The sequence below is a fragment of the Tistrella mobilis genome (assembly GCF_039634785.1).
Classification (GTDB): Bacteria; Pseudomonadota; Alphaproteobacteria; order Tistrellales; family Tistrellaceae; genus Tistrella; species Tistrella mobilis.
On sequence record NZ_JBBIAB010000006.1, the window covers coordinates 341,855 to 365,847 of the forward strand.

At 69.9% G+C, this 23,993-nt stretch carries 23 protein-coding genes; 15 read left to right on the plus strand and 8 right to left on the minus strand.

Annotated features, from left to right (window positions below; all coding sequences use genetic code 11):
• The first annotated feature begins 2 nt into the window (after window positions 1–2).
• The 3 genes from WI697_RS11405 to WI697_RS11415 all read left to right on the plus strand — a co-directional run bounded on the left by WI697_RS11405 (window position 3) and on the right by WI697_RS11415 (window position 2,741).
• On the plus strand, window positions 3–1,124 hold the full coding sequence (locus WI697_RS11405) for an ABC transporter permease (protein ID WP_345958531.1): 1,122 nt from the start codon (window positions 3–5) through the stop codon (window positions 1,122–1,124).
• Between the two features lie 76 nt (window positions 1,125–1,200).
• On the plus strand, window positions 1,201–1,824 hold the full coding sequence (locus WI697_RS11410; protein ID WP_345958532.1) for a TetR/AcrR family transcriptional regulator: 624 nt from the start codon (window positions 1,201–1,203) through the stop codon (window positions 1,822–1,824).
• 62 nt (window positions 1,825–1,886) lie between these two features.
• On the plus strand, window positions 1,887–2,741 hold the full coding sequence (locus WI697_RS11415) for a DUF6920 family protein (protein ID WP_345958533.1): 855 nt from the start codon (window positions 1,887–1,889) through the stop codon (window positions 2,739–2,741).
• On the opposite strand, the gene WI697_RS11420 is transcribed toward WI697_RS11415, so the two are convergent.
• Window positions 2,738–3,484 (minus strand): enoyl-CoA hydratase-related protein, encoded by a 747-nt coding sequence (locus WI697_RS11420; protein ID WP_345958534.1) that lies wholly within the window; start codon window positions 3,482–3,484, stop codon window positions 2,738–2,740. The two genes, WI697_RS11415 and WI697_RS11420, sit on opposite strands and share 4 nt — an antisense overlap.
• A gap of 95 nt (window positions 3,485–3,579) precedes the next feature.
• Here WI697_RS11420 and WI697_RS11425 point away from each other — a divergent pair, with 95 nt between their 5' ends.
• From WI697_RS11425 to WI697_RS11435, 3 genes are all read left to right on the plus strand, one after another.
• The gene (locus tag WI697_RS11425) at window positions 3,580–4,494 is read left to right on the plus strand and encodes a LysR family transcriptional regulator (RefSeq protein WP_345958535.1); all 915 of its coding nucleotides are present in this window, start codon (window positions 3,580–3,582) and stop codon (window positions 4,492–4,494) included.
• A gap of 110 nt (window positions 4,495–4,604) precedes the next feature.
• Entirely contained in the window at window positions 4,605–5,363 is a 759-nt protein-coding gene (locus WI697_RS11430) for an SDR family oxidoreductase (RefSeq protein WP_345958536.1), read from the plus strand.
• A 14-nt stretch (window positions 5,364–5,377) separates the two neighbouring features.
• Entirely contained in the window at window positions 5,378–5,695 is a 318-nt protein-coding gene (locus WI697_RS11435) for an Atu4866 domain-containing protein (RefSeq protein ID WP_062767573.1), read from the plus strand.
• Between the two features lie 12 nt (window positions 5,696–5,707).
• Here WI697_RS11435 and WI697_RS11440 read toward each other — a convergent pair whose 3' ends face one another.
• From WI697_RS11440 to WI697_RS11460, 5 genes are all read right to left on the minus strand, one after another.
• Entirely contained in the window at window positions 5,708–6,748 is a 1,041-nt protein-coding gene (locus WI697_RS11440) for a zinc transporter ZntB (RefSeq protein WP_062767575.1), read from the minus strand.
• A gap of 27 nt (window positions 6,749–6,775) precedes the next feature.
• Window positions 6,776–7,597 carry an ABC transporter permease gene (locus WI697_RS11445; protein WP_345958537.1) on the minus strand — a complete coding sequence of 274 codons (822 nt, stop codon included), beginning with the start codon at window positions 7,595–7,597 and terminating at the stop codon, window positions 6,776–6,778.
• On the minus strand, window positions 7,590–8,357 hold the full coding sequence (locus WI697_RS11450) for an ABC transporter ATP-binding protein (protein ID WP_345958538.1): 768 nt from the start codon (window positions 8,355–8,357) through the stop codon (window positions 7,590–7,592). The genes WI697_RS11445 and WI697_RS11450 overlap by 8 nt, the downstream gene beginning before the upstream one ends.
• Window positions 8,358–8,367: 10 nt before the next feature.
• Entirely contained in the window at window positions 8,368–9,450 is a 1,083-nt protein-coding gene (locus WI697_RS11455) for an ABC transporter substrate-binding protein (RefSeq protein ID WP_345958539.1), read from the minus strand.
• 203 nt (window positions 9,451–9,653) lie between these two features.
• Window positions 9,654–11,075, minus strand: coding sequence for an FAD-binding oxidoreductase (locus WI697_RS11460; RefSeq protein WP_345958563.1), 1,422 nt, complete (start codon window positions 11,073–11,075; stop codon window positions 9,654–9,656).
• A gap of 226 nt (window positions 11,076–11,301) precedes the next feature.
• On the opposite strand from WI697_RS11460, the gene WI697_RS11465 reads away from it, so the two are divergent.
• Window positions 11,302–11,838 carry a pentapeptide repeat-containing protein gene (locus WI697_RS11465; RefSeq protein ID WP_296721019.1) on the plus strand — a complete coding sequence of 179 codons (537 nt, stop codon included), beginning with the start codon at window positions 11,302–11,304 and terminating at the stop codon, window positions 11,836–11,838.
• The gene (locus tag WI697_RS11470) at window positions 11,829–13,361 is read left to right on the plus strand and encodes a bifunctional metallophosphatase/5'-nucleotidase (RefSeq protein ID WP_345958540.1); all 1,533 of its coding nucleotides are present in this window, start codon (window positions 11,829–11,831) and stop codon (window positions 13,359–13,361) included. The genes WI697_RS11465 and WI697_RS11470 overlap by 10 nt, the downstream gene beginning before the upstream one ends.
• Window positions 13,362–13,426: 65 nt before the next feature.
• Here WI697_RS11470 and WI697_RS11475 read toward each other — a convergent pair whose 3' ends face one another.
• A complete protein-coding gene (locus WI697_RS11475) occupies window positions 13,427–13,594 on the minus strand; it encodes a hypothetical protein (protein WP_345958541.1) in 168 nt (55 codons plus the stop codon).
• Between the two features lie 60 nt (window positions 13,595–13,654).
• Window positions 13,655–14,266, minus strand: a complete 612-nt coding sequence (locus tag WI697_RS11480) for an MSMEG_1061 family FMN-dependent PPOX-type flavoprotein (protein ID WP_345958542.1) — start codon at window positions 14,264–14,266, stop codon at window positions 13,655–13,657.
• Between the two features lie 93 nt (window positions 14,267–14,359).
• Here WI697_RS11480 and WI697_RS11485 point away from each other — a divergent pair, with 93 nt between their 5' ends.
• The 7 genes from WI697_RS11485 (at window position 14,360) to WI697_RS11515 (ending at window position 23,986) form a co-directional block, all read left to right on the plus strand.
• On the plus strand, window positions 14,360–15,160 hold the full coding sequence (locus WI697_RS11485) for an AraC family transcriptional regulator (RefSeq protein ID WP_345958543.1): 801 nt from the start codon (window positions 14,360–14,362) through the stop codon (window positions 15,158–15,160).
• A gap of 56 nt (window positions 15,161–15,216) precedes the next feature.
• Window positions 15,217–17,133, plus strand: a complete 1,917-nt coding sequence (locus WI697_RS11490; protein WP_345958544.1) for an asparagine synthase-related protein — start codon at window positions 15,217–15,219, stop codon at window positions 17,131–17,133.
• 101 nt (window positions 17,134–17,234) lie between these two features.
• Complete coding sequence (locus tag WI697_RS11495; RefSeq protein WP_345958545.1) at window positions 17,235–17,387, plus strand: hypothetical protein; 153 nt, start codon at window positions 17,235–17,237, stop codon at window positions 17,385–17,387.
• Window positions 17,384–18,475 (plus strand): hypothetical protein, encoded by a 1,092-nt coding sequence (locus WI697_RS11500; RefSeq protein ID WP_062767595.1) that lies wholly within the window; start codon window positions 17,384–17,386, stop codon window positions 18,473–18,475. Before WI697_RS11495 ends, WI697_RS11500 begins: the two co-directional genes overlap by 4 nt.
• Before the next feature lie 96 nt (window positions 18,476–18,571).
• The gene (locus WI697_RS11505) at window positions 18,572–20,965 is read left to right on the plus strand and encodes an ATP-dependent helicase (protein WP_345958546.1); all 2,394 of its coding nucleotides are present in this window, start codon (window positions 18,572–18,574) and stop codon (window positions 20,963–20,965) included.
• Complete coding sequence (locus WI697_RS11510) at window positions 20,949–21,890, plus strand: 50S ribosomal protein L11 methyltransferase (protein WP_345958547.1); 942 nt, start codon at window positions 20,949–20,951, stop codon at window positions 21,888–21,890. The genes WI697_RS11505 and WI697_RS11510 overlap by 17 nt, the downstream gene beginning before the upstream one ends.
• 32 nt (window positions 21,891–21,922) lie before the next feature.
• Entirely contained in the window at window positions 21,923–23,986 is a 2,064-nt protein-coding gene (locus tag WI697_RS11515; protein WP_345958548.1) for an aminopeptidase P family protein, read from the plus strand.
• Window positions 23,987–23,993: the final 7 nt, after the last annotated feature.

Here is a 23,993-nt window from a genome sequence, read left to right on the forward strand (position 1 = left end):
CCATGCGCCTCGTTCCGCCGCGTCTCCGCGCCCAGATCGTCAAGGAACTGCTCAGCATCCTGCGTGACCCGCGCAGCCGCACGGTATTGATCGTGCCGCCGTTGATGCAGCTGCTGGTCTTCTCCTTCGCGGTGACGCTGGAGGTGCGCAATGTCGATATCGCCGTCTACGATCAGGATCAGGGCCGCTGGTCGACCGAACTCGTGGCCCGGATCGGAGCGGCGGGTTTCGTACACCGGCTTCACCCGGTCCATGATCAGGCGGCGCTGGCCCGGCTGATCGACGACCGCACGGTGATCGCGGCACTCGCCATCCCGCCCGATTTCTCCCGGCGGGTGGAGCGTGGAGAGACCGCCGAGGCGCAGCTGTTGCTCGATGGCCGCCGCGCCAATGCGGCCCAGATCACCAACGGCTATGTTTCCACCATCGCCCAACAACTGGGGGCACGCATCCGGGGTGGAGAAGCCGGAGGGGCTGCGGCGGGCGAGGCGGTGGCGCTGCGGCACTGGTTCAACCCCAATCTCATTTACCGCTGGTTCGTGGTGCCGGGACTGTCCGGTATCCTGACCACCACCATTGCGCTGCTGCTGACGGCCCTGTCCATTGCCCGCGAGCGCGAGCTTGGCACTTTCGACCAGCTGCTGGTCTCCCCCACCACACCGGGAGAAATCACCCTGGCCAAGACGGTGCCGGCGCTGATCATCGGCAGCCTGCTCGGCACGATCATGATCCTGGCGGGCATTTTTGGTTTCGGTATTCCCTTCACCGGCTCCTTCCCGCTGCTGATTGCAAGCCTGATGCTGTTCATCCTCTCGGTCGTCGGGGTGGGGTTGGTCATTTCCTCGCTCTGCGCCACACAGCAGCAGGCCATTCTCGGCACTTTCGCAGTGGTCGTGCCGATGATCCTGATGTCGGGCTTCGCCACGCCGGTCGACAACATGCCGAGGCCGCTGCGCTGGATGGCAGAGGCCATCCCGCTGAAGCACTTCCTGATCATCGTCGAAGGCTCGTTCGTGAAGGCATTGCCGGCTTCCGAGGTGGCAGCCAATCTCTGGCCACTGGCCGTCATTGCGGCGGTGACGCTCACGGTGGCGGTGATCTTCGTCCGTGGCCGGCTGCAGTGAGCGAGAGCGTCAACCGGGCTTGACCTCATTACTGAATGTCATTAATTTAATGTCGTTCAGTAACCGGAGGCAGGTCGTGGCACGCCCGCGCAAAGATCAGGCGATCGACATTCCCGGCCGGGCGGTGGTCGAAACCATCCGCCTGCTGGAGGAGCGTGACCCCATGGCGCTGACCATGGCCGAGGTCGCGGCCGCCATCGGCTGCAGCGCGCCCGCGCTCTACAACCATTTCCGCAATCGTGATGCCCTGCTCCGGGCGGTCCATGACGAAGGCTTCCGGCGGCTCTACGACACCAAGCTCGCCGTCGCCGCCCGCACGGCCGGCGATGCGGTGGCGCGGCTGCGCGAGGGCGGGCTTGCCTATCTGGCCTTCGCCGCGGAACATCCGGCGCTCTACCGCCTGATGTTCGCGCCCCCGCCGCTGCCGGATCTTGCCGGCGATCCCTTCGCGGCCGATCCGGGCATGACCTCGCTCACCCTGCTCAGGGGGGCGGTAGAGGCGGTGCAGGCCGAAGGGCTGCTGCCCGGGCGCGATCCCGGGCTGGTCGCCTTCACCCTCTGGTCGGCGGTGCATGGCGCCGCCTCCCTCATCGCCGCCGGCCGCGCACCGGCCCGGGGCGAGACCGCGGCGGCGCTCTGCCGGGGCGTCGTCGACACCATTATGGGGTTGATCCTGGGGAACGGTCACCCCGACGGCTGATCAATCTTTCCAACCCATCCATGCATCACCCACCGGCCGATGACGGCGGGGAAGGGGGCTTTATGCGCAGACTCTGGCGAACCGCGGCCCTGGTGGCCGGCGGCGTGGTGGCGGCCGTGCTGATCGCGGTGCTGATCGGCAGCTGGCGGACCGGGGCGGAGATCGCCGCCCATGTCGACCGGGTGCGGGTGGCGGCCCGGGCCGCCATGCCGCCGGATCCAGATGCCGCGGCGCTGGCGGCCCTGCCGACGCCGGTCCGGGCCTATCTCCGCTTCACCTTCCCCGACGGCCCGCCCGCCGGCGTGCGGCTGGTGGAGATGGAGATGGCGGGCGATTTCCGCCGGCCGCGCACCGAAGGCTTTGCCCCCACCACCGCCAGCCAGACCGTGGCGCTGGGGGTGCCGGCGCTCGCCTTCGCCGCCCGCACGCCGATCCTGCCCGGCATTCACGCCCGCGCCTGGGATGCTTTCGCCGACGGCCGGATGGAGATGAAGGCCCGGATCCTGGGCCTCGTCACCGTGGTCGACGAGACCGGCTCGCCCGAACTCGACCGGATCTCGCTCAGGCGCTGGCTGCTGGAAAGCCCGCTCTACCCCATGGCCCTGCTGCCCGGCGGGCCGGTCGCCTGGCAGCCGATCGACGACAGCCACGCCCGGGCGGTGGTCACCTCCGGCGGCCAGACCGCCTCGCTTGTCGCCGTTTTCCGGCCCGATGGCAGCCTCGCCAGCTTCGCGGCCGAAGAGGATGGCGACCTCACCACCCCCTATCACGGCTCGGGCGAGCATGTGACCCGCGAAGACTATCAGCGGGTCGGGGCTATGATGCTGCCCATGGCCTTCACCATCTCGCGCGCCGCGGGCGGCCGCATCCTGCCCTTCTGGCGCGGCCGGGTGACGCAGATCGCCTTCCGGGACTAGATCCCGCGCTTCAGGAACCGCCGCATCGCCGCCCGGGCCGCCTCGGTGCGGGCCAGCTCCGCCACATGGCGCATCTCGGCGGCATAGCCCTCGACCAGCGGCAGATCCTCCACCTCCGACAGGCAGGCGAGGGCATGGGCGACCGCCACCGGGTCCTTGGCGGCGATCTCGGCGGCGAGGGTCCGGGCCGCCGGCAGCAGGGCCTCGGGCGCCAGCACCGGCTCGATCGCGCCGCGCCGCGCCAGCTCTGCGGCCGGCATCGGCCGGCCGGTCAGCAGCAGCCGGGCGACGGTCGCATGGCCCAGCAGCCGCATGGCGTGACGGGCGCCGCCCAGCATGCCGACATCGATCTCGGGCAGGCCGATGGTGGCGGTTTCCGATGCCAGGATCACATCCGCGCAGATGGCGATGCCGAGCCCCGCGCCCAGCGCCGGGCCGTTGATCGCGGCGATCCAGGGCGTGCGCCGGCCGGTCAGCGCCCGGTAGAGCGCCACGCCCCGTGATGACGGGCCGGGGCGCTCCGCCTCGATCGCATCCAGCTCCTGGCCGAGATCGAGCCCGGCCGAGAAGCAGCGCCCGGCGCCGGTCAGCACCACCGCCCGGATGTCCGGATCGGCATCGACCTCGGCCACCAGCGCGATCAGCCGGTCGAGTTCTGCCGCACCCAGCGCATTGACCGGCGGCCGGTCGAGGGTGATGGTGGCGATCGGGCCGTCGCGGGTCAGGCGGATGGTCTCGGTCATCGGGCATTCCTCCGGGTGCGTCTGTCGCGCGGTTGATGACCGGTCATTGGAGAGCATCCGCACCCTGCCGGCAATCCCGTCCGGAGTGCAGTGCCATGACCCCGACCGTCCATGGGGCGGAATACGCCCAGCTCGTCGCCTTCGTCGCGGTCGCCGAACAGGCGGGGTTCAGCCGCGCGGCCGAGACGCTGGGCGTGACCCCCTCGGCGCTCAGCCAGACGATCCGCGCGCTGGAAGAGCGGCTGGGCGTGCAGCTTCTGAACCGCACCACCCGCAGCGTCGCCACCACCCCTGCAGGGGCGGCGTTGCTGGAACGCCTGCGCCCGGCCATGGCCGAGATCGGCGACGCGGTCTCGGGCGCCGCCCGGGCGGGCGGGCGCATCGCCGGCACGGTGCGGGTGCATGCGGCACGGGTCGCGGCCGAACGGCGGGTCCTGCCGATGCTGCCGGCCTTCCATGCCGCGCATCCGGATGTCGTGATCGATCTGACGGCGGATGATGCGGTGGTCGATCCGGTCGCCGGCGGCTTCGACCTCGCCATCCGCCCGGGCGAGGTGGTGGAGAAGGACATGATCGCCGTCAGGCTGGGCGGCGAGCACCGCCAGATGCCGGTGGCGACGCCCGGTTTCATCGCCCGCCATGGCCGGCCCGAAACGCCCGAGGCGCTGACGGATTTCGACTGCATCCGCTGGCGGTGGCGCGGGCGCAGCCTGCCTTATGACTGGGAATTCCATCGCGCCGACGGCTGGTTCGCGGTCTCGGTCGAAGGACCGCTGATCCTGGACGACCGGCGGCTGATGCTCGATGCCTGCCTCGCCGGCATCGGCATCGCCTTCCTGACCGACGAGGAGGCCGGGCCCTTCCTGGCCGATGGCCGGCTGGTCGCGATGCTGGAGCCCTGGTGCGCGCCCTATCCGGGCTTTTTCCTGTGCTATCCGCGCCAGCGCCGCATGCCGCCGGCCATGCGCGCCTTCATCGACGCCCTGCGCGCCGCCAGCGTGATTGTGTAGCCGGGCTTAAAAGTCCTGGTCATTTGCGCCGGATTATATCCGATCGCCTGCCATGTCATCTCTCTGCCAGGACCAACGGCCTTCGGGGCCAGCCTCGGGAGATGACAGACATGACCACCACCCCCATCGCCCCTGTCGAGGGCATCGCCGGCAAGGTTGTTCTGGTCACCGGCGCCAGCAGCGGCATCGGCGAGACCACCGCCCGGCTGCTGGCCGAAGCCGGCGCGATCGTGGTCGCCGGTGCCCGCCGGCTCGACCGTCTGCAGCGCCTGGCCGATCAGGTGACGGACGCGGGCGGCACCATCCGCGTCCGCGCGCTCGACGTCACCGACCGCGACGACATGGCGGGGTTCGCCGCCGCCGCCCGCGAGGAATTCGGCCGGATCGACGTGATCGTGAACAATGCCGGCGTGATGCCGCTTTCGCCGCTCGCGTCGCTCAAGCTCGACGAATGGGACCGGATGATCGACGTGAACATCCGCGGCGTGCTCCACGGCATCGCCGCCGTGCTGCCGGTGATGACGGCGCAGGGCTTCGGCCAGGTGATCAACGTCTCGTCGATCGGCGGCCATGCGGTCAGCCCGACCGCCGCGGTCTATTGCGCCACCAAATATGCGGTGCGGGCGATATCCGACGGCCTCAGGCAGGAAACCGACCGGCTGCGGGTGACCGTGATCTCGCCCGGCGTGGTGACCTCGGAACTGGCGGAGACCATCACCGATGCCACCGCCCGCGACGCCATGACCGCCTTCCGGGCGGTGGCGATCCCGCCCGAGGCGATCGCCCGCGCGATCCGCTTCGCCATCACCCGGCCCGATGACGTCGACACCAGCGAGATCGTCATCCGCCCGACCGCCAGCCCGCATTGATCAGGAGAAGACCGATGCGCCGCCTTGCCGCCGCCGGCCTGCTGCTGCTGACCTCCACCGCCCTTGCAGGGGAGACGACATCCATGACCACCACGGATCCACACCCTTACATCGGCATGTGGGTGACCGAAGACGGCCGCATCCGTCACGAACTGCGCGCCGACGGCCGCTATGTCGAGGCCCGCGGCAGCCGCGAGGCGGCCTATCAGGGCCGCTACACGATCACCGGCGACCATATCGACTATGTCGACGATACCGGCTTCACGGCCGATGGCGATTTCATCGACGGCGTGCTCTACCACGCCGGCATGATCCTCTACCGTCGGCCGTGACGGGGTGGCATCTCAGATCCACCGCAATCTCCGGTACAGGACGAACTGCACCGCCACCAGCAGGCCCAGCGCCAGGCACAGCAGCAGGAAGGCGGCCGGGTCGTCGGCGCCGGGGATGCCGGCGACATTGACCCCCAGAAGCCCGGTGATGAAACCCAAAGGCAGCATCACCGACGACAGGATGGTCAGCAGATAGACCGTGCGGTCGGTGCGTTCGGCGATGCGCGCTTCCCATTCGCCCTGGGCGAGCAGGGTGCGTTCGCGGATGGCGTCCAGATCCTCGACCATCCGGGTCAGCTGGTCGGCGGTCTCGCGCAGTTCCAGCCGGTCGACATGGCCGAAGGGGGACGGGTCGAGCCCGGCCAGCCGCATCAGCGCTTCGCGCTGGGGCGCCATATAGCGGCGGAAGGCGATGGTCTCGCGCCTGAGTTCGGCAAGCGCGGCGCGCGCCTTGCGGATGCCCTCGCGCGGGCGGGCGTCGGCGGCACCGGCCAGCGCCTCGTCTTCCAGATCGTCGATCAGATCTTCCAGCCGGTCGACCTCGGGCCGGAGCCGGCCGACCAGCCGGTCGGCCAGATCGGCGATCACCCCGCCCGAATCCCGCGGGCCCCCGCTGCCGGCGGTCAGCGCCTCGGCCATTTCGCGGGTCGAGCGCAGCGGGTAGCGGCGGGTGGTGATGGTCATCCCCGCCACCGTCCAGGCGCGGACCGAAATCAGATCCGACGCCTCCATGCCCGGATTGACGTTCAGCCCGCGCAGATTGACCACCAGCCCGTCGGCGAACCGATCGGCCCGGGGCCGGGTCTCTTCGGCGAGCAAGGCTTCGGCCGCATGCGGCGGCACGCCGGCGAGATCGAGCCAGTCCTGCACGCCCGGATCCATCCGGTCGACATGCAGCCAGAGATCGGGGGCATCGACCGTCTGGCCGGCGCTGCGGTCGCGCAGCGCCGCCGCGGTCTGGGCGGGGGAGAGCGGCCGGCCGCCGCCCCTGCCATCCAGGGCAAAGGCGTGGACCAGGCCGCGGGTCGGAACGTCGCTATCGGTCGTGCTCATGGCGCCGATCCCAGCATGAAAGCCGGCTCAGCGCCAGCGCAGCAGGCGTTTCTCGACCAGGCCGAGCAGGAAGGCCACCACCAGGCCCAGGGCCGACAGCACCACCACGCCCGCGATCAGCAGGTCCAGCCGCATCAGATTGCCGGCATTCAGCACCAGCGCGCCCAGCCCGTATTCGGCGCCGATCATCTCGGCCGCCACCAGCAGGATGATGCCGATCGAGGCCGAGACCCTGAACCCGGTCAGGATGGCGGGCAGGGCGCCCGGCAGCACGATGCGGGTGGCGATCCGCCAGGGCGACAGGCCGAAGCTCTGGCCCATGGAGATCAGGCTGCGCGGCACGCCGGCCACGCCGCCGGCGGTGTTGATCACGGTCGGGAAGAACACGCCGAAGGCGATGGTCGCAACCTTCGACGGCTCACCGATGCCGAACCAGATGATGAACAGCGGCAGCAGCGCGATCTTGGGGATGGGGAACAGCGCCGTCACCAGCGGCAGGCCGGTGGCGCGCGCCAGCGAAAACAGCCCGACCATCAGCCCGACCGCCACGCCCAAGCCGGCCCCCAGCGCCCAGCCCAGGCCGAGACGCATCAGCGAGGCCGAAAGATGGCGCCAGAGATCGCCGGTCTCGATCAGCCGGGCAAGGGCGGCCAGCACCTCGCCCGGCGGCGGCAGGGTCAGCGCCCCGATCCAGCCCCGGGCCGATCCTAGCGCCCAAAGGCCGAAGAGCAGGGCGAAGAACAGGCCGGTGACCAGCGGCATCCGCCGCGGCGCGAAGCCGCCGCCGCGATAGGGCACCGGGCGGGGCGTGTCGTCGGCAGGCGGGGTCGGACGGGGCCGGTCAGCCATGCTGCACCTCGCGATCGGCGGTGGCGGCCTCGTCGCGGATCGACCGCCAGAGCCGGTCGGCCAGGGCGGCCATGCCGGCGCCGTCGGCTGCGCGGTCGTCGAGCGGCGTGTCGATCTGCACCACCTCGCGGATCCGCCCGGGCCGGCGGGAGAGCACCACCACCTCGTGGGCGAGGCGCACCGCCTCGGTCAGGTTGTGGGTGACGTAAAGCGCGCTGAACGGCGCCCGGCCGTGCAGGGCCACCAGATCCTCGATCAGCAGCTCGCGGGTCTGGGCATCCAGCGCCGAAAGGGGTTCATCCATCAGCAGCACGGCGGGCGAGACCGCCAGCGCCCGGGCGATGCCGACCCGCTGGCGCATGCCGCCCGACAGCTGGCGCGGCACGGCGCCGGCGAAATCGGCAAGCCCCGTGCGCGCCAGGGCATCGGCCACGCGCGCGCGGACCTCTGCCGCGCCGAGCCCGCGGCCTTCCAGCGGCAGGGCGACGTTTTTCGCCACCGTCCGCCAGGGCAGCAGGGCGAAATCCTGGAAGACATAGGTCAGCGGGTTCAGGCAGCCCTCGGGGGCGGCGCTCGCCGACAGCACCTCGCCCGATGTCGGCCGGATCAGCCCGCCGGCGATGCCGAGCAGGGTGGATTTGCCGCAGCCCGACGGGCCGACCACGGCGACGATGCGGCCCGCGCCGACCTCAAGGTCGACGGGGCCGAGGGCGTGCAGGCCGTCATAGGCATGAGAGACGGCCTTCAGGATCAGGCGCATCGTCGGGTCGTCACTTCGCCTGAACCGAGAAGCCGCCGGACACGAAGCTGGTGTCGACGAAGCTTGCGGCCTCGACATCGGCATCGACCAGGTCGTGCTGCTTGTACCAGCGCAGCTGATCGGCGATGTCGGCGGCATCGAACCGGCCCGCGGGTTCGATATACATGGCCCCCGCCTTCACGCCGGCATCGTTCGGCTTTTCGGGATAGACATATTTGTTGATGATGTCGACCACCGGCTGGGTGTCGGGCCCATAGACCCGTTCGCCCCTGGCGTCGTTCTGGTTGAGGGTGGCGTTGTAGTCGGCTGCCGCCTTCACATAGGCGCGCACGAACCGCTCCACCATGTCGCGATGTTCGGTGACGTTGCGGGTGGAGGTGAACAGCCCGCCCAGCTGATAGGGGGCGATATCGGCCACCCGGCCGATCATCTTCGCGGCACCCGAATCGACCAGCCCCTTGGCGATATGCGGCACGATGATCATCGCGTCGACCTGGCCGGATTTCAGCGCCGCGATCATGTTCGGCACCGCCTGCAGCGGCTTCAGGTCGACCTTCGAGAGGTCGAAGCCGCGGGCCTCGGCGATCCGGCCGATCATGTAGTGGAACGAGGATCCGGTCTGGGTCATCGCCAGGCTGTGGCCGGGGAAGTCGTCGACCGAGCGGAAGCCCTCGTCCCAGGCCTTGTTCGAGACCAGGATCGCCGATCCGTCCTGGCCGGCGATCTCGGCCGACTGGCCGGCGATGACCTTGAGCGCGCCCTTGCCCGCCAGGTTGTAGAAGCCGGCGGTGAAGGCGGTCACGCCGAAATCGGCATCGCCCGACGCAATCGCCACCGCCACCGGCTGGGCGGCGCGGAAGATCTGGATGTCGACATCCAGCCCTTCGGCCTCGTAATAGCCGCGGTCCTTGGCGATGAACAGCGGCGAGGACGACACGAAGGCGAGGGCCGCGACCGTCACCTTGGTCTTTTCCGCCGCGACGGCGCCGCCGGGCAGGGCCGAGGCAAGGGCGGCGAGCGCCGCGCCGCAAAGGCCGATGGTCTTGAGCAGGCTGCGGCGGGAAGGCCGCGCCCCGGAACGGGTGCTGAGCATCTTCGGTCGTCTCCCGACGGTTTCTTCACACGTCATCGTCTTGTCGAAGCTACCGGTCTGGTGCCGGCATGGCGGGCAGTCTAGGCCCGGTATACCACCCGCGTCACCCCGGAAACGCCGATGCCCGCGGCCGGGGCGCGCGGGCATCGTTGCAGAGTGGTCGCCGGGAAACCTTCGGGTGAACCTTTGCCGGGCTCAGATCCTCAGGGGCGCAGCACCTTGCCCGGGTTCATGATCCCCTGCGGATCCAGCGCCTGCTTCAGCTGGCGCATCACCGAAATCGCCTCGCCATGTTCGGCGATCAGGAAGTCGCGCTTGCCCAGGCCCACGCCATGCTCACCCGTGCAGGTGCCACCAAAGGCGAGCGCGCGCTCCACCAGCCGGTCGTTGAGGCGCTGGGCCTCTTTCAGATCGTCGGGGTTCTCGGGGTCGACCAGGAAGACCAGATGGAAATTGCCGTCGCCGACATGGCCCACCATCGGCGCCATCAGGGTGGAGCTTTCCAGATCCTTGCGGGTCTCCAGGATCGCATCGGCCAGCTGCGAGATCGGCACGCAGACATCGGTCGGCCAGCCCTTGGAACCGGGCTTCAGCCTGAGCGAGGCGTAATAGGCATTGTGCCGCGCCTGCCAGAGGGCGTTGCGGTCTTCGGCCAGCGTCGCGAAGCGGAAATCGCCGCCGCCATGCTCGCCCGCGATCGCCTGGACCATCTCGGCCTGTTCGACCACACCGGCCTCGGTGCCGTGGAATTCGAAGAACAGGGTCGGCTGCACCGGGTTGTCGAGCTTGGAATAGGCGTTGACCGCCTTCACCGACAGCTCGTCGAGCAGTTCGACGCGGGCGACCGGAATGCCCATCTGGATGGTCTGGATCACCGTGCGCACGGCGCCTTCCAGGGTCTCGAACGGGCAGACCGCCGCCGAGATCGCCTCGGGCACGCCATAGAGCCGGAGCGTGACCTCGGTGATCACGCAAAGCGTGCCTTCCGAGCCCACGAACAGCCGGGTGAGATCATAGCCGGCCGAGGATTTGCGGGCGCGGCGCGCGGTCTTGACGATCCGCCCGTCGGGCATGACCACGGTCAGCGACAGCACGTTCTCGCGCATCGTGCCATAGCGCACCGCATTGGTGCCCGAGGCGCGGGTCGCGGCCATGCCGCCCAGCGACGCATCGGCGCCGGGGTCGATCGGGAAGAACAGCCCCGTGGTCTTCAGATGCTCGTTCAGCTGCTTGCGGGTGACGCCGGCCTGGACGGTGACGTCCAGATCGTCGGTCGATACCCGCAGGATCTGGTTCATCCGGCTGACATCGATGCACACCCCGCCGCGGGTGGCGGCAACGCCGCCTTCCAGCGAGGTGCCGGTGCCGAAGGGGATGATCGGCACGGCATGGGCGGCGCACAGCTTCACCACCTCGGCCACTTCTTCGGTGGTCTCGGGGAAGACCACCACATCGGGCGCCTCGACATCGTGATAGCTCTCGTCGCGGCCATGCTGTTCGCGCACCGCCTGGGCGGTGGAGACGCGGTCACCGAGAAGCTGCACGAGGGCCGCGACGAAATCGTCGTCGACGGCAGCGGCGACGGGCCGGGCAGGGGCGGACGGGGCGGGGGCGGCGAGGGCCATGGCACGGATCTCCGGAAAGATGTCGATCACCGGTATCGGGGCCTCCGCATCCGGTGTTTGATGCACAGATTGTCCCCGTCAGCCGCGAACGCCAACCCTTTTCGCGCCGGCCCCGGCGGTGTCGCGGCGTCGCAGCCGGCGCTTCGGCCTGTCCGCGGGCCGGGCGGCACGATATGTTGGTGCGGATGCCGTGTTATGGATCGGCCAGACGAGGCAAATGCTCCCGATGACCCGCCAGACCGACCGTTGCCCTCTTATCCGCCGCAGCCTGATCGTCTCGCTGCTGGCCCTCGCCGCCGTGGTCGGCGCCGATACCGGCCCCGCCCGTGCCGGTTGCAGCGATCCCGGCCGGCCAGGGGTGAACTGGGTCGGCTGCTTCTTCGACGGCCGGCCGATGCAGGGCATGTCGCTGACCGGCGGCCGGCTGCGCGATGCCTCGTTCACCCGCGCCGACGTCACCGGCACCGATTTCTCGGGCGCGGATCTGCGCGGCGCGAAATTCGTCTCGGGCAAGGCCGAAGAGGCGATCTTCGCCGAGGCCGATCTGCAGAGCGCCGATTTCACCCGCTCCAAGGCCGCCCGGGCGGATTTCACCGGCGCCGATCTGCGCCGGGCCCGCTTCTACCGCGCCGATCTGCGCGGCGCCGATTTCACCGGTGCCAATCTGACCGGCGCCGATCTCTATGATGCCGATCTGGAAGGGGCCGTCTGGGTCGACGGCACCACGCGCTGCGCCGAAGGGAGTGTCGGGCAATGCCGCTGACGCTGCGTCGCCACCATCTGGCCGCCGTCGCGGCCGCCATTCTGCTTGCCGCCACCGCTGTGCCGGCGGCGGCCGGAACCGTTACCCTCCGCTTCGTCCAGACCAACGATATCGACCGGATGGACGAGAAGGACGGCCGCGGCGGCTTTGCCCGGGTCAAGGCGGTGCTCGACCGGGTGCGGCAGGAAGGCCCGGCCTTCTTCATCCATGCCGGCGACACCATTTCGCCCTCGCTGCTCTCTGGCCTCGATCAGGGGCGGCATATCATCGACATCCTGAACCACATGCCCCCCGATGTGATGGTGCCGGGCAATCACGAGTTCGATTTCGGCGCCGAGGTCTTCCGCGCCCGCATGGCCGAGGCCCGCTTCGACGTCGTCGCCTCCAACATCCACGAGCCCGACGGCAGCCAGCCGGCCCATACGCTGCCCGCCAAAATCGTCGAGCAGGACGGCATCCGCATCGGCTTCTACGGGCTCACCACCGAATCGACCCGGGTCGTGGCCAGGCGCAGCGCCATCACCTTCGGCGCCAGCCTGGATGCCGGCCGTGCCGCCGCCCGGCAGCTGCGCGAGGCCGGCGCCGATTTCGTGGTCGCCGTGGCCCATACGCCCCTCGACATCGACATGCGTCTGGTGCGCGACGGCGGCACCGATCTGATCCTCTCGGGCCATGACGAGCATCTGCTGGTCTTCCATGATGGCCGCGTCGCCCTCGCCGAAAGCGGATCGGAAGGCGATCATGTGGTCGTCACCCGCATCGACATCGAAAAGACCGCCGACCGCCTGAGCTGGCGCCCGCGATTCGAGATCGTCGACACGGGCGAGGTGGCGCCCGATCCCGACATCGCCGCCCTGGTCGCCCGATATGGGCAGAGCCTGGGGGCTGCGTTGGACGAGCCGGTGGCGACGCTGGCCACAGCCCTCGACAGCCGCCGGGCCACCGTGCGCGGGCGGGAGGCGGCGATCGGCAATCTGATCACCGATGCGATGCGTGCGGCGGTGGGGGCCGAGGTGGCGATGATCAATGGCGGCGGCATCCGCGCCGACCGGATCTACGAGCCCGGCACCCGCATCACCCGCCGCGACATGCTGTCGGAACTGCCCTTCGGCAACCGGACGCTCAAGCTGGAAGTGACCGGCGCCGAGCTGCACAAGGCGCTGGAAAACGGCCTCTCGGGCCTGGACGAGCTGGCCGGCCGCTTCCCGCAGGTATCGGGCATGACCCTGACCGTCGATCCCGCCCAGCCGCCCGGCGCCCGGCTTCAGGAGGTGATGATCGGCGGTGAGCCGCTCGACCCCGACCGGCTCTACCAGCTGGCCACCACCGATTACGTCGCCGGCGCCGGCGACGGCTACGGCGCCTTCGCCACCGCCCGTACCGTGATCGGCCTGTCGGATTCCCAGCTCACCGCCAACCAGGTGATCGACCACCTGGCCCGCAGCGGCGAGGCCGCGCCGGCGGTGGAGGGGCGGATCCGGTTCGTGGCGGAGCAGGTTCCTCGGGCAGATGCAGGGGAGTGACCGACAAGATGGTGACCGGCAAGATGTCGTCGCCTGCGATCTGACCGAAACGTCGGTTGTATGTGTCAGACGCCGGTCCGCCGGCGGTATCGACGGATGGTGTCCGACAGGCGATCCTCGAGCGGCTGCGGGTCGGTGAGCGCCCGAACAAAGGCTTCGCTGTCACGCACCGAAAGATCAATGCGGCGCTCGTCGTCGGCACTGCTGTCGGGCATGGGTGTCTGAGAGTGCATGGTCAGGCGCTCCTTCTACCCTTGAGAGGGTAAGGCCGGCATCCTGACCCCGCAAGCCGATCAATACAGATCATTCCTCACCGCCCGCTCATACTCCGCATCCACCCGCCCGGCATCGGCGTCGGAGCCGCCGGTCATGGCGGCTTTCATCCGGCCGACCGAGGGCAGGGTGCCGCGGTCGATGCGGGCCTCGGGTTGCCAGAGGCGGGCGCGGTTGATGGCCTTGCCGCAGTGGAACAGCACCTCGTCGATCGCGACCACGATCGCGGTTTTGGGGGTCTTCGCCCCTTCCGTCAGCTGCGCCAGAAGCCTGGCCTCGCGAGAGATCCGGCCGCGGCCGTTGATGCGCAGGAAGACCTCCAGCCCCGGAAACAGGAACAGCATGGCCATGCGGTCGTCCTCGACCAGGTTGCGCAGGGTCTCGATCCGGTTGTTGCCGGGCCAGTCGGCGAAGGCGACATGCTGCGGGTCGATCACCTTCACGAAACCCTCAGGGCCGCCGCGGGGTGAGGCGTCGAGGCCCTGCGCGCGCCCGCTGGCCAGGCAGAAGAACGTCGCCCGGGCGATATAGTCTTCATGGAAAGGGATCAGATGGGGCATCACGCCCTTCTGGATCGCTTCGGACGGCGGATCATAGAGCTGGTCGAGATCGGTCGGGGTGATGTCGGACATGGGGTTTGCCTCCCGCATTCGGATGGATCCGTTCTACGCCATACGGCCTGGCGCTGCTAATCTATCGGCGCCAATCGATAGCAGGATGGCGCCATGTCCCATGCACCAGAGACGATCGGCCATGCCCTCGACGGACCGGAGGTCGCAGCCTTCACGGTTGAGCTGAAGCGTGAATTCGACACAGAGGCCCATCGTCACCCCCGCGGCCAGATGATCGGCTGCAGCCGCGGGGTCGTCACCGTGCTGACCGATCAGGGCGCCTGGCTGGTGCCGGCCGGCCACGGCATCTGGCTGCCGCCCTGGCAGTTGCATGGCGGGCGAAGCTTCGGGCCGGGCGCCGGGTGGACCGCCTATATCCGCCCCGATCGCTGCACGGAGCTTCCGTCCACCCCCCGCACGGTGCGCGTGCCGGGCCTGCTGCGCGAGGCGGTCCTGCGGGCTGCAACCTGGCAGGACGGTCGGATGGATGCGGCGCGCACGCGGATCACCGGGCTGATCCTGGACGAGATCAGGGGGCTTCCCGCCGAAGATTTCGGCCTGCCCATGCCGGTGGAGCCGCGCCTTCAGCGGATCGCACAGGCGATCCTGGAAGATCCGGCCGACGGCCGCAGCCTTGAGGGCTGGGCCGGCTGGGCGGGCCTCACCCCGCGCACGCTCAGCCGCCGGTTTCCGCGCGAAACCGGCCTCAGCTTCACCGACTGGCGCCATCGCGCCCGGATGATGCGCGCGCTGGAAATGCTCGCCGAGGGCGCCTCGGTCACCGCCATCGCCTTCGACCTCGGCTATGCCAGCGTCAGCGGCTTCATCGCCCGGTTCCGCCAGAGCTTCGGCGTGACGCCGGCGGCGCATCCGATCGTTCCCGGCTTGCAGAGGCCCGTCCGACCGGATACCTAACCCCAGAGACAGACAGCCTGGTCTTGGCAACATTTCTTCAGGGCGGGAACGGTTCCGTGAATCTCCTGTTCGCGCATATCGGGCGCGACCATGGCGTCATCGACGGCCGGCGGTCGGCGGCGGCGGTGTCCGCCTCCGGGCTGATCATCCGTCGGCACCATGACGACGGTATTGCCCTGCTGCTCCAGGCCGGGGCGGCCGGGCCGTCGTCGCGTCCCCCGCGGCCCCTGCCGTGCCGGCCGGGACCGGACGGCAGTGTGACCCTGTTCGACGGTGCCCTGTACAATGCCGCCGAACTCGCCGCCACGCTCGACCATCCGGCCGGAACGGAGGCGGCCGCCCTTGCCGCGACCGCACTCGCCCGGCGGGGAGAGGCGGCCCCCGCCGCCTGGGTGGGGGATTTCGCGGCCATCCGTTGGCACCCGGCGCGCCGGGTGCTGATCGCGGCGATCGATCAGATGGGCGGGCGACCGCTGTTCTATTGCTGCCGCCCGGACGGCATCCTGCTCGCCTCCCGGATCGACACGCTTCTGGCCCATCCCGCCGTTCCCCGGGGGCTGGATCCGGAGATTCTGGGGCTGACGCTGGTGGCGGCCGCCCATCGCCGCCCCAATCGCACCGTGCACACCGCGATCGACATGCTGCCGCCGGGGCATGGGCTCACCTGGTCCGACGGTCGTCTGCGGCTCTGGCGGTACTGGCAGCCCGATCCCACCCGCCGGATCCGGTTCCGGCGGGATGACGAGTATGTCGAGGCGGCCCGCCATCTGCTGGAACAGGCGGTCGCCTGTCGTCTGCCGGCCGGTGACGAACCGTTGCTCTGCCATCTGACGGCCGGGCTCGATTCCACTGCGGTGGCCACGACGGCGGCCCGGCTGCGGGATCCCGCGCCCCTGCACACGGTGACCCTGCGCCCGCAGCCCATGGCGGTTTTGCCCGAGGCGCCCGGGCTGATCCAGGACGAGTGGGACGGCGCCCGGCTGGTGCCGCCGCTTTATCCGAACATGGTGCCGCATCATCTGGTGGCGCCGGTGCCGACGGAAGCGGATGAAGATCCGGGCGGGCGTTTCCATCGCCGCGACTGGCCGATGAGCTGGCTGTTTTCGGACGGGCTCTACCATCCGGCCCCCGATCTGGCGCGCGATCTGGGCGCGCGGGTGGTGCTGACGGGCGAGGGCGGCAATCTGTCGCTCAGCTGGGACGGCCGTCTTGCCATGGCCGATCAGCTTCGTCACCTGCGCCTCCGGGGCCTGGCCACGAACCTGGCCGGGCGGGCACGCCAGGGCAAATCACCGCTCCGGGAATTTCTTGGATGGGCGCTGCTGCCGGCGCTGCCGCCCGAACTGCGGCTTGCCGTGAAGCGCCTTCGGGGGCGTCCGGAGCTGTGGCGTGAACGCAGCGCCCTTGCCCCGTCCCTCGGCGAACGGCTCGCAGAGGGACGTCTCACCCGCCATGCGCCGCGGCGCAGCGCCTCGCGCGATGCCGATATGCGGATCGAGCTGATCGAGAAGAACACCTTCCTGAAGCTCGCGCATTCCGGCCATATGTGGGCCGATCCGGCCGATCGGCGCCATCCGCTCACCGATGTCCGGCTGGTCGATTTCTGCCTGGGGCTGCCCGCGGGGCAGTATCTGAACCGGGGCCGCGACCGCTGGCTCGCCCGACGGGTGCTGGCCGGTCGTGTGCCGCAGGCGGTGCTCGACGAGCGCCGGACGGGCCGGGAGAATGCCGACTGGTTCCAGCGGATGACCATCCGGCGCGACTGGATGATGGCGGAGATCGAACGCTGCGAGGCGTCGCCGCTCGCCCGCGAGGTGCTCGACCTGCCCAGGATCCGGCGGCTGATCGAGGCCTGGCCCGCAGATGCAACGCCGGCCTCCCGGCCCGAGACCATGCTGCCCCTGCTGCATGCCGTCGGGCGCGGGCTGCGTGTCGGGCAGTTCATCTATCGGGCCGAGGGCGGCAATGGCTGAGGCACATCATGTCCGGGCGGCGGTGCTGTTGCCCGTTCACGGCGCCGATTGCACTGTGTATTGTCTGCACATAAATCATCACCATTGAGGAGTAGCCGGCAATGACCGATCGAAACGATGAGCCTTCTGACAGTGGCAATATGACCTCGGCGGCCTGGTCGACGCCAAGGCTGACGGTCGTGCCGATCCATGATCAGACCGAGGGGGGCGGCAGCCAGGTGACGGAAGGTCTCGTCACCCGCAATATGAGTTGACCGCCGGATGGGAGCTGCCCGAGCGGGCGCTTATCACCCGCGACGGCCGGCGTCTGCGCCTCAGATCCGCCAGCTGGCCGGTTGACGGCCGCTGGTCGTTCCGTACGGCACTGCACCAGGCGCGGGATGCGGATGCGCCCCTCCGGGATCTGCCCTTCCGGGATGTGTCGCTGGAGGATCCGTCCCTGGCGGCCGGACCGTCTCCGGCCGCCAGCCTGCCGCTGACGGCCGGGATCTTCCATGCCTCGCGCTGCGGCTCGACCCTGGTCGCCAACATGCTGGGCGGGATCGGCGGCGTGCAGATCGCCGACGAGCCGGAAGCGCTGCTCGATCTGATGGGGCCGTTCTGGACACCGGTTCCGGCCGGCGTCAGGCAGGATGATCTGCGCCTTGTGCTCGCCCTGCTCGGGCGCCCGATGATGCCCGAGGCCCGGCATTTCATGGTGAAGTTCTCGTGCATCGGGCTGGATCGCCTCGACGAGCTGGAGACGGTCGCCCCTCGGATGCGCAAGGTCTTCGTGATGCGGGATCCGCTGGAGATTCTGGTCTCGAACCTGCGTCTGCGGCCCGGCTGGTCGCTCTCGTTTCACAACCCGATGCGTCGGGCCTTCAGCCTGGGCATGCGGCCGACTGCCGCCGCCGATATGGCCATGGAGACGTTCATCGCCGCCGTCCTCGGGCGGGCGCTGTCTCTGGCGGCGGACAGGATCGCCGCCGCGCCGGCCGGGTGGCTGCTGGTCGACCATGCCGAGCTGCCGGGGGCGGTGATCGACCGCATCCTGCCCTGGCTCGGGATCCGGCCGACCCCGGACGAAATCGCCGGGATGGAGCGCGAGGCGCGGCTCTATTCGAAGGGCCGCGGCGACCGCCAGGCCTTCGTTCCCGATGGTGAGCGCAAGCGTCGTGAGGCCTCCGCCGCCGAGATCGCCCTCTGTGAGCGCTGGATGCGCGAACCGCACGACCGGCTTCGGACACTCTGGCGGATGCAGCCCCGGTCAGGCACCTCTCCACACCCCCAGGTCGACACCCCCGAGGCCGACAACCTCAAGGCGCACGCCTTGCAGACGCACCGCCGAGGGTATAGGTAAGGCAGGCGTGCCGATGGCTGTCGTCGCGGCCGCGTTTCGGTTATGTTCCAGTGAACCCGGAACCCCGCGTCCAGACCAAGAGAGCCGGCCCCTCCGATGTCCGATCCGTTCAGCCTGCCGGAAGCCTCGGTGCCGCAGCATCCTGCGCGCGGTGCCGGTGCGTCCCATGCCCATGCCTATCTAGACGGGCTGAATGCCGAGCAGCGGGCCGCGGTGGAGGCGCTGGACGGGCCGGTTCTGGTGCTGGCCGGCGCCGGCACCGGCAAGACCCGGGTGCTGACCACAAGGCTGGCGCATCTGGTGGATACCGGCCGCGCCCGGCCCTGGCAGATTCTGGCGGTCACCTTCACCAACAAGGCCGCGCGCGAAATGCGCGAGCGGGTGGGGCGGCTGATCGGCGCGGAAGAAAGCGGGCTCTGGTTCGGCACCTTCCATTCGCTGTGTGCCCGCATTCTGCGCCGGCATGCCGAACTGGTCGGGCTTACCTCCACCTTCACCATTCTGGACACCGATGATCAGGTGCGGCTGGCGAAGCAGGTGATCCAGGCGGCCGGCGTCGACGAGAAGCGCTGGCCGCCCAAGGTGCTGGTCGGCGCCATCCAGCGCTGGAAGGACAAGGGCTGGCAGCCGGGCCAGGTGCCGGGGGCCGAGGCGCACGAGCTGGCCCGCGGCCGCGGCGCCGATCTCTACGCCGCCTATCAGAAACGGCTGAAAGAGCTGAACGCCGCCGATTTCGGCGATCTGCTGATGGAATGCATCCGGCTGTTCCGCGAACATCCCGACGTGCTGGCCGACTGGCAGCGCCGCTTTCGCTACATCCTGGTCGACGAGTATCAGGACACCAATGTCGCCCAGTATCTGTGGCTGCGCCTGCTGGCCCAGGCCCATCACAACATCTGCTGCGTGGGTGATGACGACCAGTCGATCTATTCCTGGCGCGGTGCCGAGGTCGGCAACATCCTGCGCTTCGAAAAGGATTTCCCCGAGGCGACGGTGATCCGGCTGGAGCGCAATTACCGCTCCACCGGCCATATCCTGGCCGCCGCCGGCGCCGTGATCGCCAACAATGAAGAGCGGCTGGGCAAGACGCTCTGGACCGATGACGGCGAGGGCGAGAAGGTCCGGGTCCAGGGCTGCTGGGATGGCGACGAGGAAGCCCGCTTCGTCTCGGACGTGATCGAGCATCTGCGTGCCCAGGGCATGTCGCTTTCCGACATGGCGGTGCTGGTCCGCGCCGGCCATCAGACCCGCGCTTTCGAAGACCGCTTCGTGACCATCGGCCTGCCCTATCGGGTGGTGGGGGGCCTGCGCTTCTTCGAGCGGGCGGAGGTGCGCGACGCGCTCGCCTATATGCGGCTGACCATCACGCCTGCCGACGATCTGGCGTTTGAGCGGGTGGTGAACGTGCCGAAGCGCGGGCTGGGCGACACCTCGGTTCAGGCCGTGGCGGTGGCGGCACGGGCGGCCGGGCTGCCGATGCTGGTGGCGGCGGCCGATCCGGTGGTGGTCGGCGGCCTGCGGCCCAAGGCGCGTGCGGCGCTGGCCGATTTCACCCGCATGATCGCCGGCTGGCGCGAGGCCCTGTCGCACGAGCCTCATGGCGAGGTGGTCCGGCAGATGCTGGATGAAAGCGGCCTGACCGGCATGTGGCAGACCGAGAAGACGCCCGAGGCCCAGGGCCGGCTCGACAACCTGAAGGAACTGGTGCGCACGGTCGAGGAATTCGACAGCCTGCCGGCCTTCCTGGAACATGTCTCGCTGGTGATGGACACCGATACCCGCGCCGGCGAGGACATGGTCAGCATCATGACCCTGCACGGCGCCAAGGGCCTGGAATTCGACACCGTCTTTCTGCCCGGCTGGGAGGAGGGCGTCTTCCCCCATGAACGCGCGCTGGAGGAAAGCGGCCGCGACGGGCTGGAAGAGGAACGCCGGCTGGCCTATGTGGGCATCACCCGCGCCCGCCGCCGGGCGGTGATCAGCTTCGCGGCCAACCGCCGGGTCTACAACCAGTGGCTGTCGGCCGTTCCCTCGCGCTTCGTGGAAGAACTGCCGGCCGAGCATGTCGAACTCTCGGGCCAGACCGGGGTCTATGGCGGCAACCGCGCCGCCGGCTGGCAGCCGGCCGGGCGGCGTGCCGACCCTTACGCCCAGACCAGCCCCTACGCCCAGACCGAGGTCTATGACCGTGCGACCCGGCTGGCCGACGACGTCACCACCCGGACCATCGACGGCACGGCGGTCAGGGTGGAACGGGGCGGCATGTCGGTGGCGCCCCGGCGCCCCGGCCCCTCCAGCGGCCGCACCCCGGGACAGGCGGCCGCGGCGGCCAGGGCCGCAGATACGTCGTCCTTCAAGATCGGCATGCGGGTGTCGCATGCCAAATATGGCACCGGCTTCATCGAACGCATCGAAGGCGACAAGCTGCAGGTGGTGTTCGACGGGGTCGGCCGGAAGAAAGTGATCGATCGCTTTGTCGAGCCCGTCTGATCCCGCCCGCCTGGTCTGGCGGCTGACCCTGGAGGTTCCGGGTCTGGAGCATGTGTCCGCGGTCGAGACCGCGCTGGAGCCCTTCGTCGAAAGCCTCACCAGTTTCGAGGTGATCGAGGACGGTTTGTGGTGGCGTGTCACCGGCTATGCCCGCGGCCCCCGGCCCGACATGGCCGAAATCGGCACCCGCATTTCGTTGACCGCGGCCGCCGAAGGCATCGCGCTCGAGACGCCCGTGCTCGACCAGATCGAGGATCGCGACTGGGCGAGCGACGTGCTGAAAAGCTTCGTGCCCATCCATGCCGGGCGGTTCGTGGTCCATGGCAGCCATCTGGACGCGGCTGAGGTGGTTCGCCCGGGGGCGATCGGCATCGTGGTCGATGCCGGCCAGGCCTTCGGTTCGGGCGAGCACGGCACCACCCGCGGCTGCCTGACCATGGTCGATCACCTGGCCCGGCGCGGCAAGCCGGTCGGCCGGGTTCTGGACATGGGCTGCGGCACGGGCGTGCTCGCCATCGCTGCGGCGCAGCGTTTCAACCCGCGCCGGCTGCGCCGCCGGGTGCTGGCGGTCGACAATGATCCGCGCTCGGTTGCGGTGACGGCCGAGAACATCCACATCAACCATGTTCGCGACCGGGTGATCCCGCTGATCTCGGAAGGCTTCCGCCGGCCCGAGGTCATGGCCCACGGCCCCTACGACCTGATCCTCGCCAATATCCTGGCCCGGCCGCTGGCGCGGATGGCGCCGGTGGTGGTGCGGCATCTGGCGCCGGGCGGCCGGCTGGTGCTGTCGGGGTTGACCCCCCGCCAGGACAGCTGGGTGCTGAACGCCTATCGCCGTCGCGGCCTGGTGCTGGACAAGCGTCTGGTGCTCGACGGCTGGACGACGCTGATGATGCGGCGGGCGCCCCGCCGTCAGGACTGAACCGCCCTTACCTCCTGATGAGGCCTGACCCGATGACCGCTTCCACCCCGGACGGAACCGCTGCCCCGATCTCTGCGTCGCAGGACGGCGACGCGCTTGCCCGGCGGCTTGCCGCCCGGGGCGCACGGGTGGGGGCGGCCGGGCTTGACGCCCTGCTGGCCGGCATCGATGCCGCGGCATCGCCCGCCGGCGACCTGCGCTGGGTGGATCTGGTTCTGGGCCGCGGCCCGCATGATCCGGACCTGGTCGCGGCGCTGGTCGCCCGCCGGGCCGAGGTTGCGGCCCGCCAGGAAGACGGGCTCTGGGACGAGGCGCCGGACACGGCCGGCCGGGTGGCGCGGCTGCGGCTGCGGCTGGCGGCGGCGGGGGTCGACGGCTTCATCGTGCCGCGCGCCGACGAGCATCAGGGCGAATACGTGCCGCGCGCGGCCGAGCGGCTGGCCTGGATCACCGGTTTCCACGGCTCGGCCGGGACCGCGGTCATCCTGAAGGACCGGGCCGCCATCTTCGTCGACGGCCGCTATACCATCCAGGCCGAGCAGGAGGTCGACGGCCGGGTGTTCGAGCGCTGCCATGTGGTGGAGCGCACGCCGATCGCCTGGATCGCCGAGACCGCCGGGCGCGGTGCGCGGATCGGCTATGATCCGCGGCTGCACACCCCGGCCGAGATTTCGCGCTGGCAGCGCGTGCTGGCGCGTGCGGGCGTCGAGCTGGCGGCGCTGGAGGGCAACCCGCTGGATGCCATCTGGAACGGCCGTGCCGCCATGCCGCTCGCCCCCGTGGTGCCCCATGACGAGGCCTTTGCGGGCGAGAGCGTGGCCTCCAAGCGCAGGCGCATCGGCGAGGCGATCGCCGCCGCCGGCGCCGATGCCTATCTGATCACCATGCCCGAGGAACTGGCCTGGCTGCTCAATATCCGCGGCGCCGACGTGCCCTGCACGCCGCTGCCGCTGGGCTTCGGCCTGATCGCCAGCGACGGCGAGGCGCAGATCTTCATCGACCGCCGCAAGCTGACGCCCGAGGTGATCGACCATCTGGCGGGCGAGGCGCGGGTTGCCGGCGTCGAGGCGCTGGGGGCGGCACTCGACGACTGTGCCGGTCGCCGGGTGCTGATCGACCCCACTACCGCCAATGTCTGGGCCGATCACCGGCTGAAGCAGGCAGGGGCCACGGTGGTGGAGGGCAACTCGCCGGTCTCGCTGCCCAAGGCGCGCAAGAATGCGGTGGAGCTGGCGGGCACGCGGGCGGCGCATCTGCGCGATGCCGGCGCGCTGGTCACCTTCCTGGCCTGGATCGCGGCCGAGGCGCCCAAAGGCCATCTGACCGAGCTTGACGCCGCGGCCGAACTCGGCCGGTTGCGCGCCGGGCTCGATCACTACCGGGGCATGAGTTTCGAGACCATCTCGGCCTCGGGGCCCCATGCCGCCATGGCCCATTACCGGGTGAATGAGCGCAGCAACCGGCGGCTGGAGCCGGGGCAGATCTATCTGGTCGACAGCGGCGGCCAGTATCTGGACGGCACCACCGACGTCACCCGCACCGTGGCGGTGGGCGATCTGCCGGCAGAGGTGGCGGAGGCCTTCACCCGGGTGCTGAAGGGCCATATCGCGGTGGCGGTGGCGCGTTTCCCGGCCGGCACCACCGGTGCCCAGCTCGACGTGCTGGCCCGGCGCGATCTCTGGGCGGCGGGGCTGGATTTCGATCACGGCACCGGCCATGGCGTCGGCAGCTATCTGTCGGTGCATGAAGGCCCGCAGCGGATTTCCAAACTGTCGACCCAGCCGCTGGAGCCGGGGATGATCCTGTCCGACGAGCCGGGCTATTACGAGCCCGGCCGCTACGGCATCCGGATCGAAAACCTGCTGGTGGTGCGGGACGAGGGCACCGGCTTCGCCGGCCGGCGCTTCCTGGGTTTCGAGACCCTGACGCTGGCCCCCATCGACCGCAGCCTGATCCGGGTGGACATGCTGACCGCCGATGAAATCGCCTGGGTCGATGCCTATCACGCGCGGGTGCTGGCCGAGGTCTCGCCCCTGGTCGACGACGGCGTCAGGGGCTGGCTTGCCCGGGTGACCCGGCCGCTCGCCGCCGGCTGATCCGGCG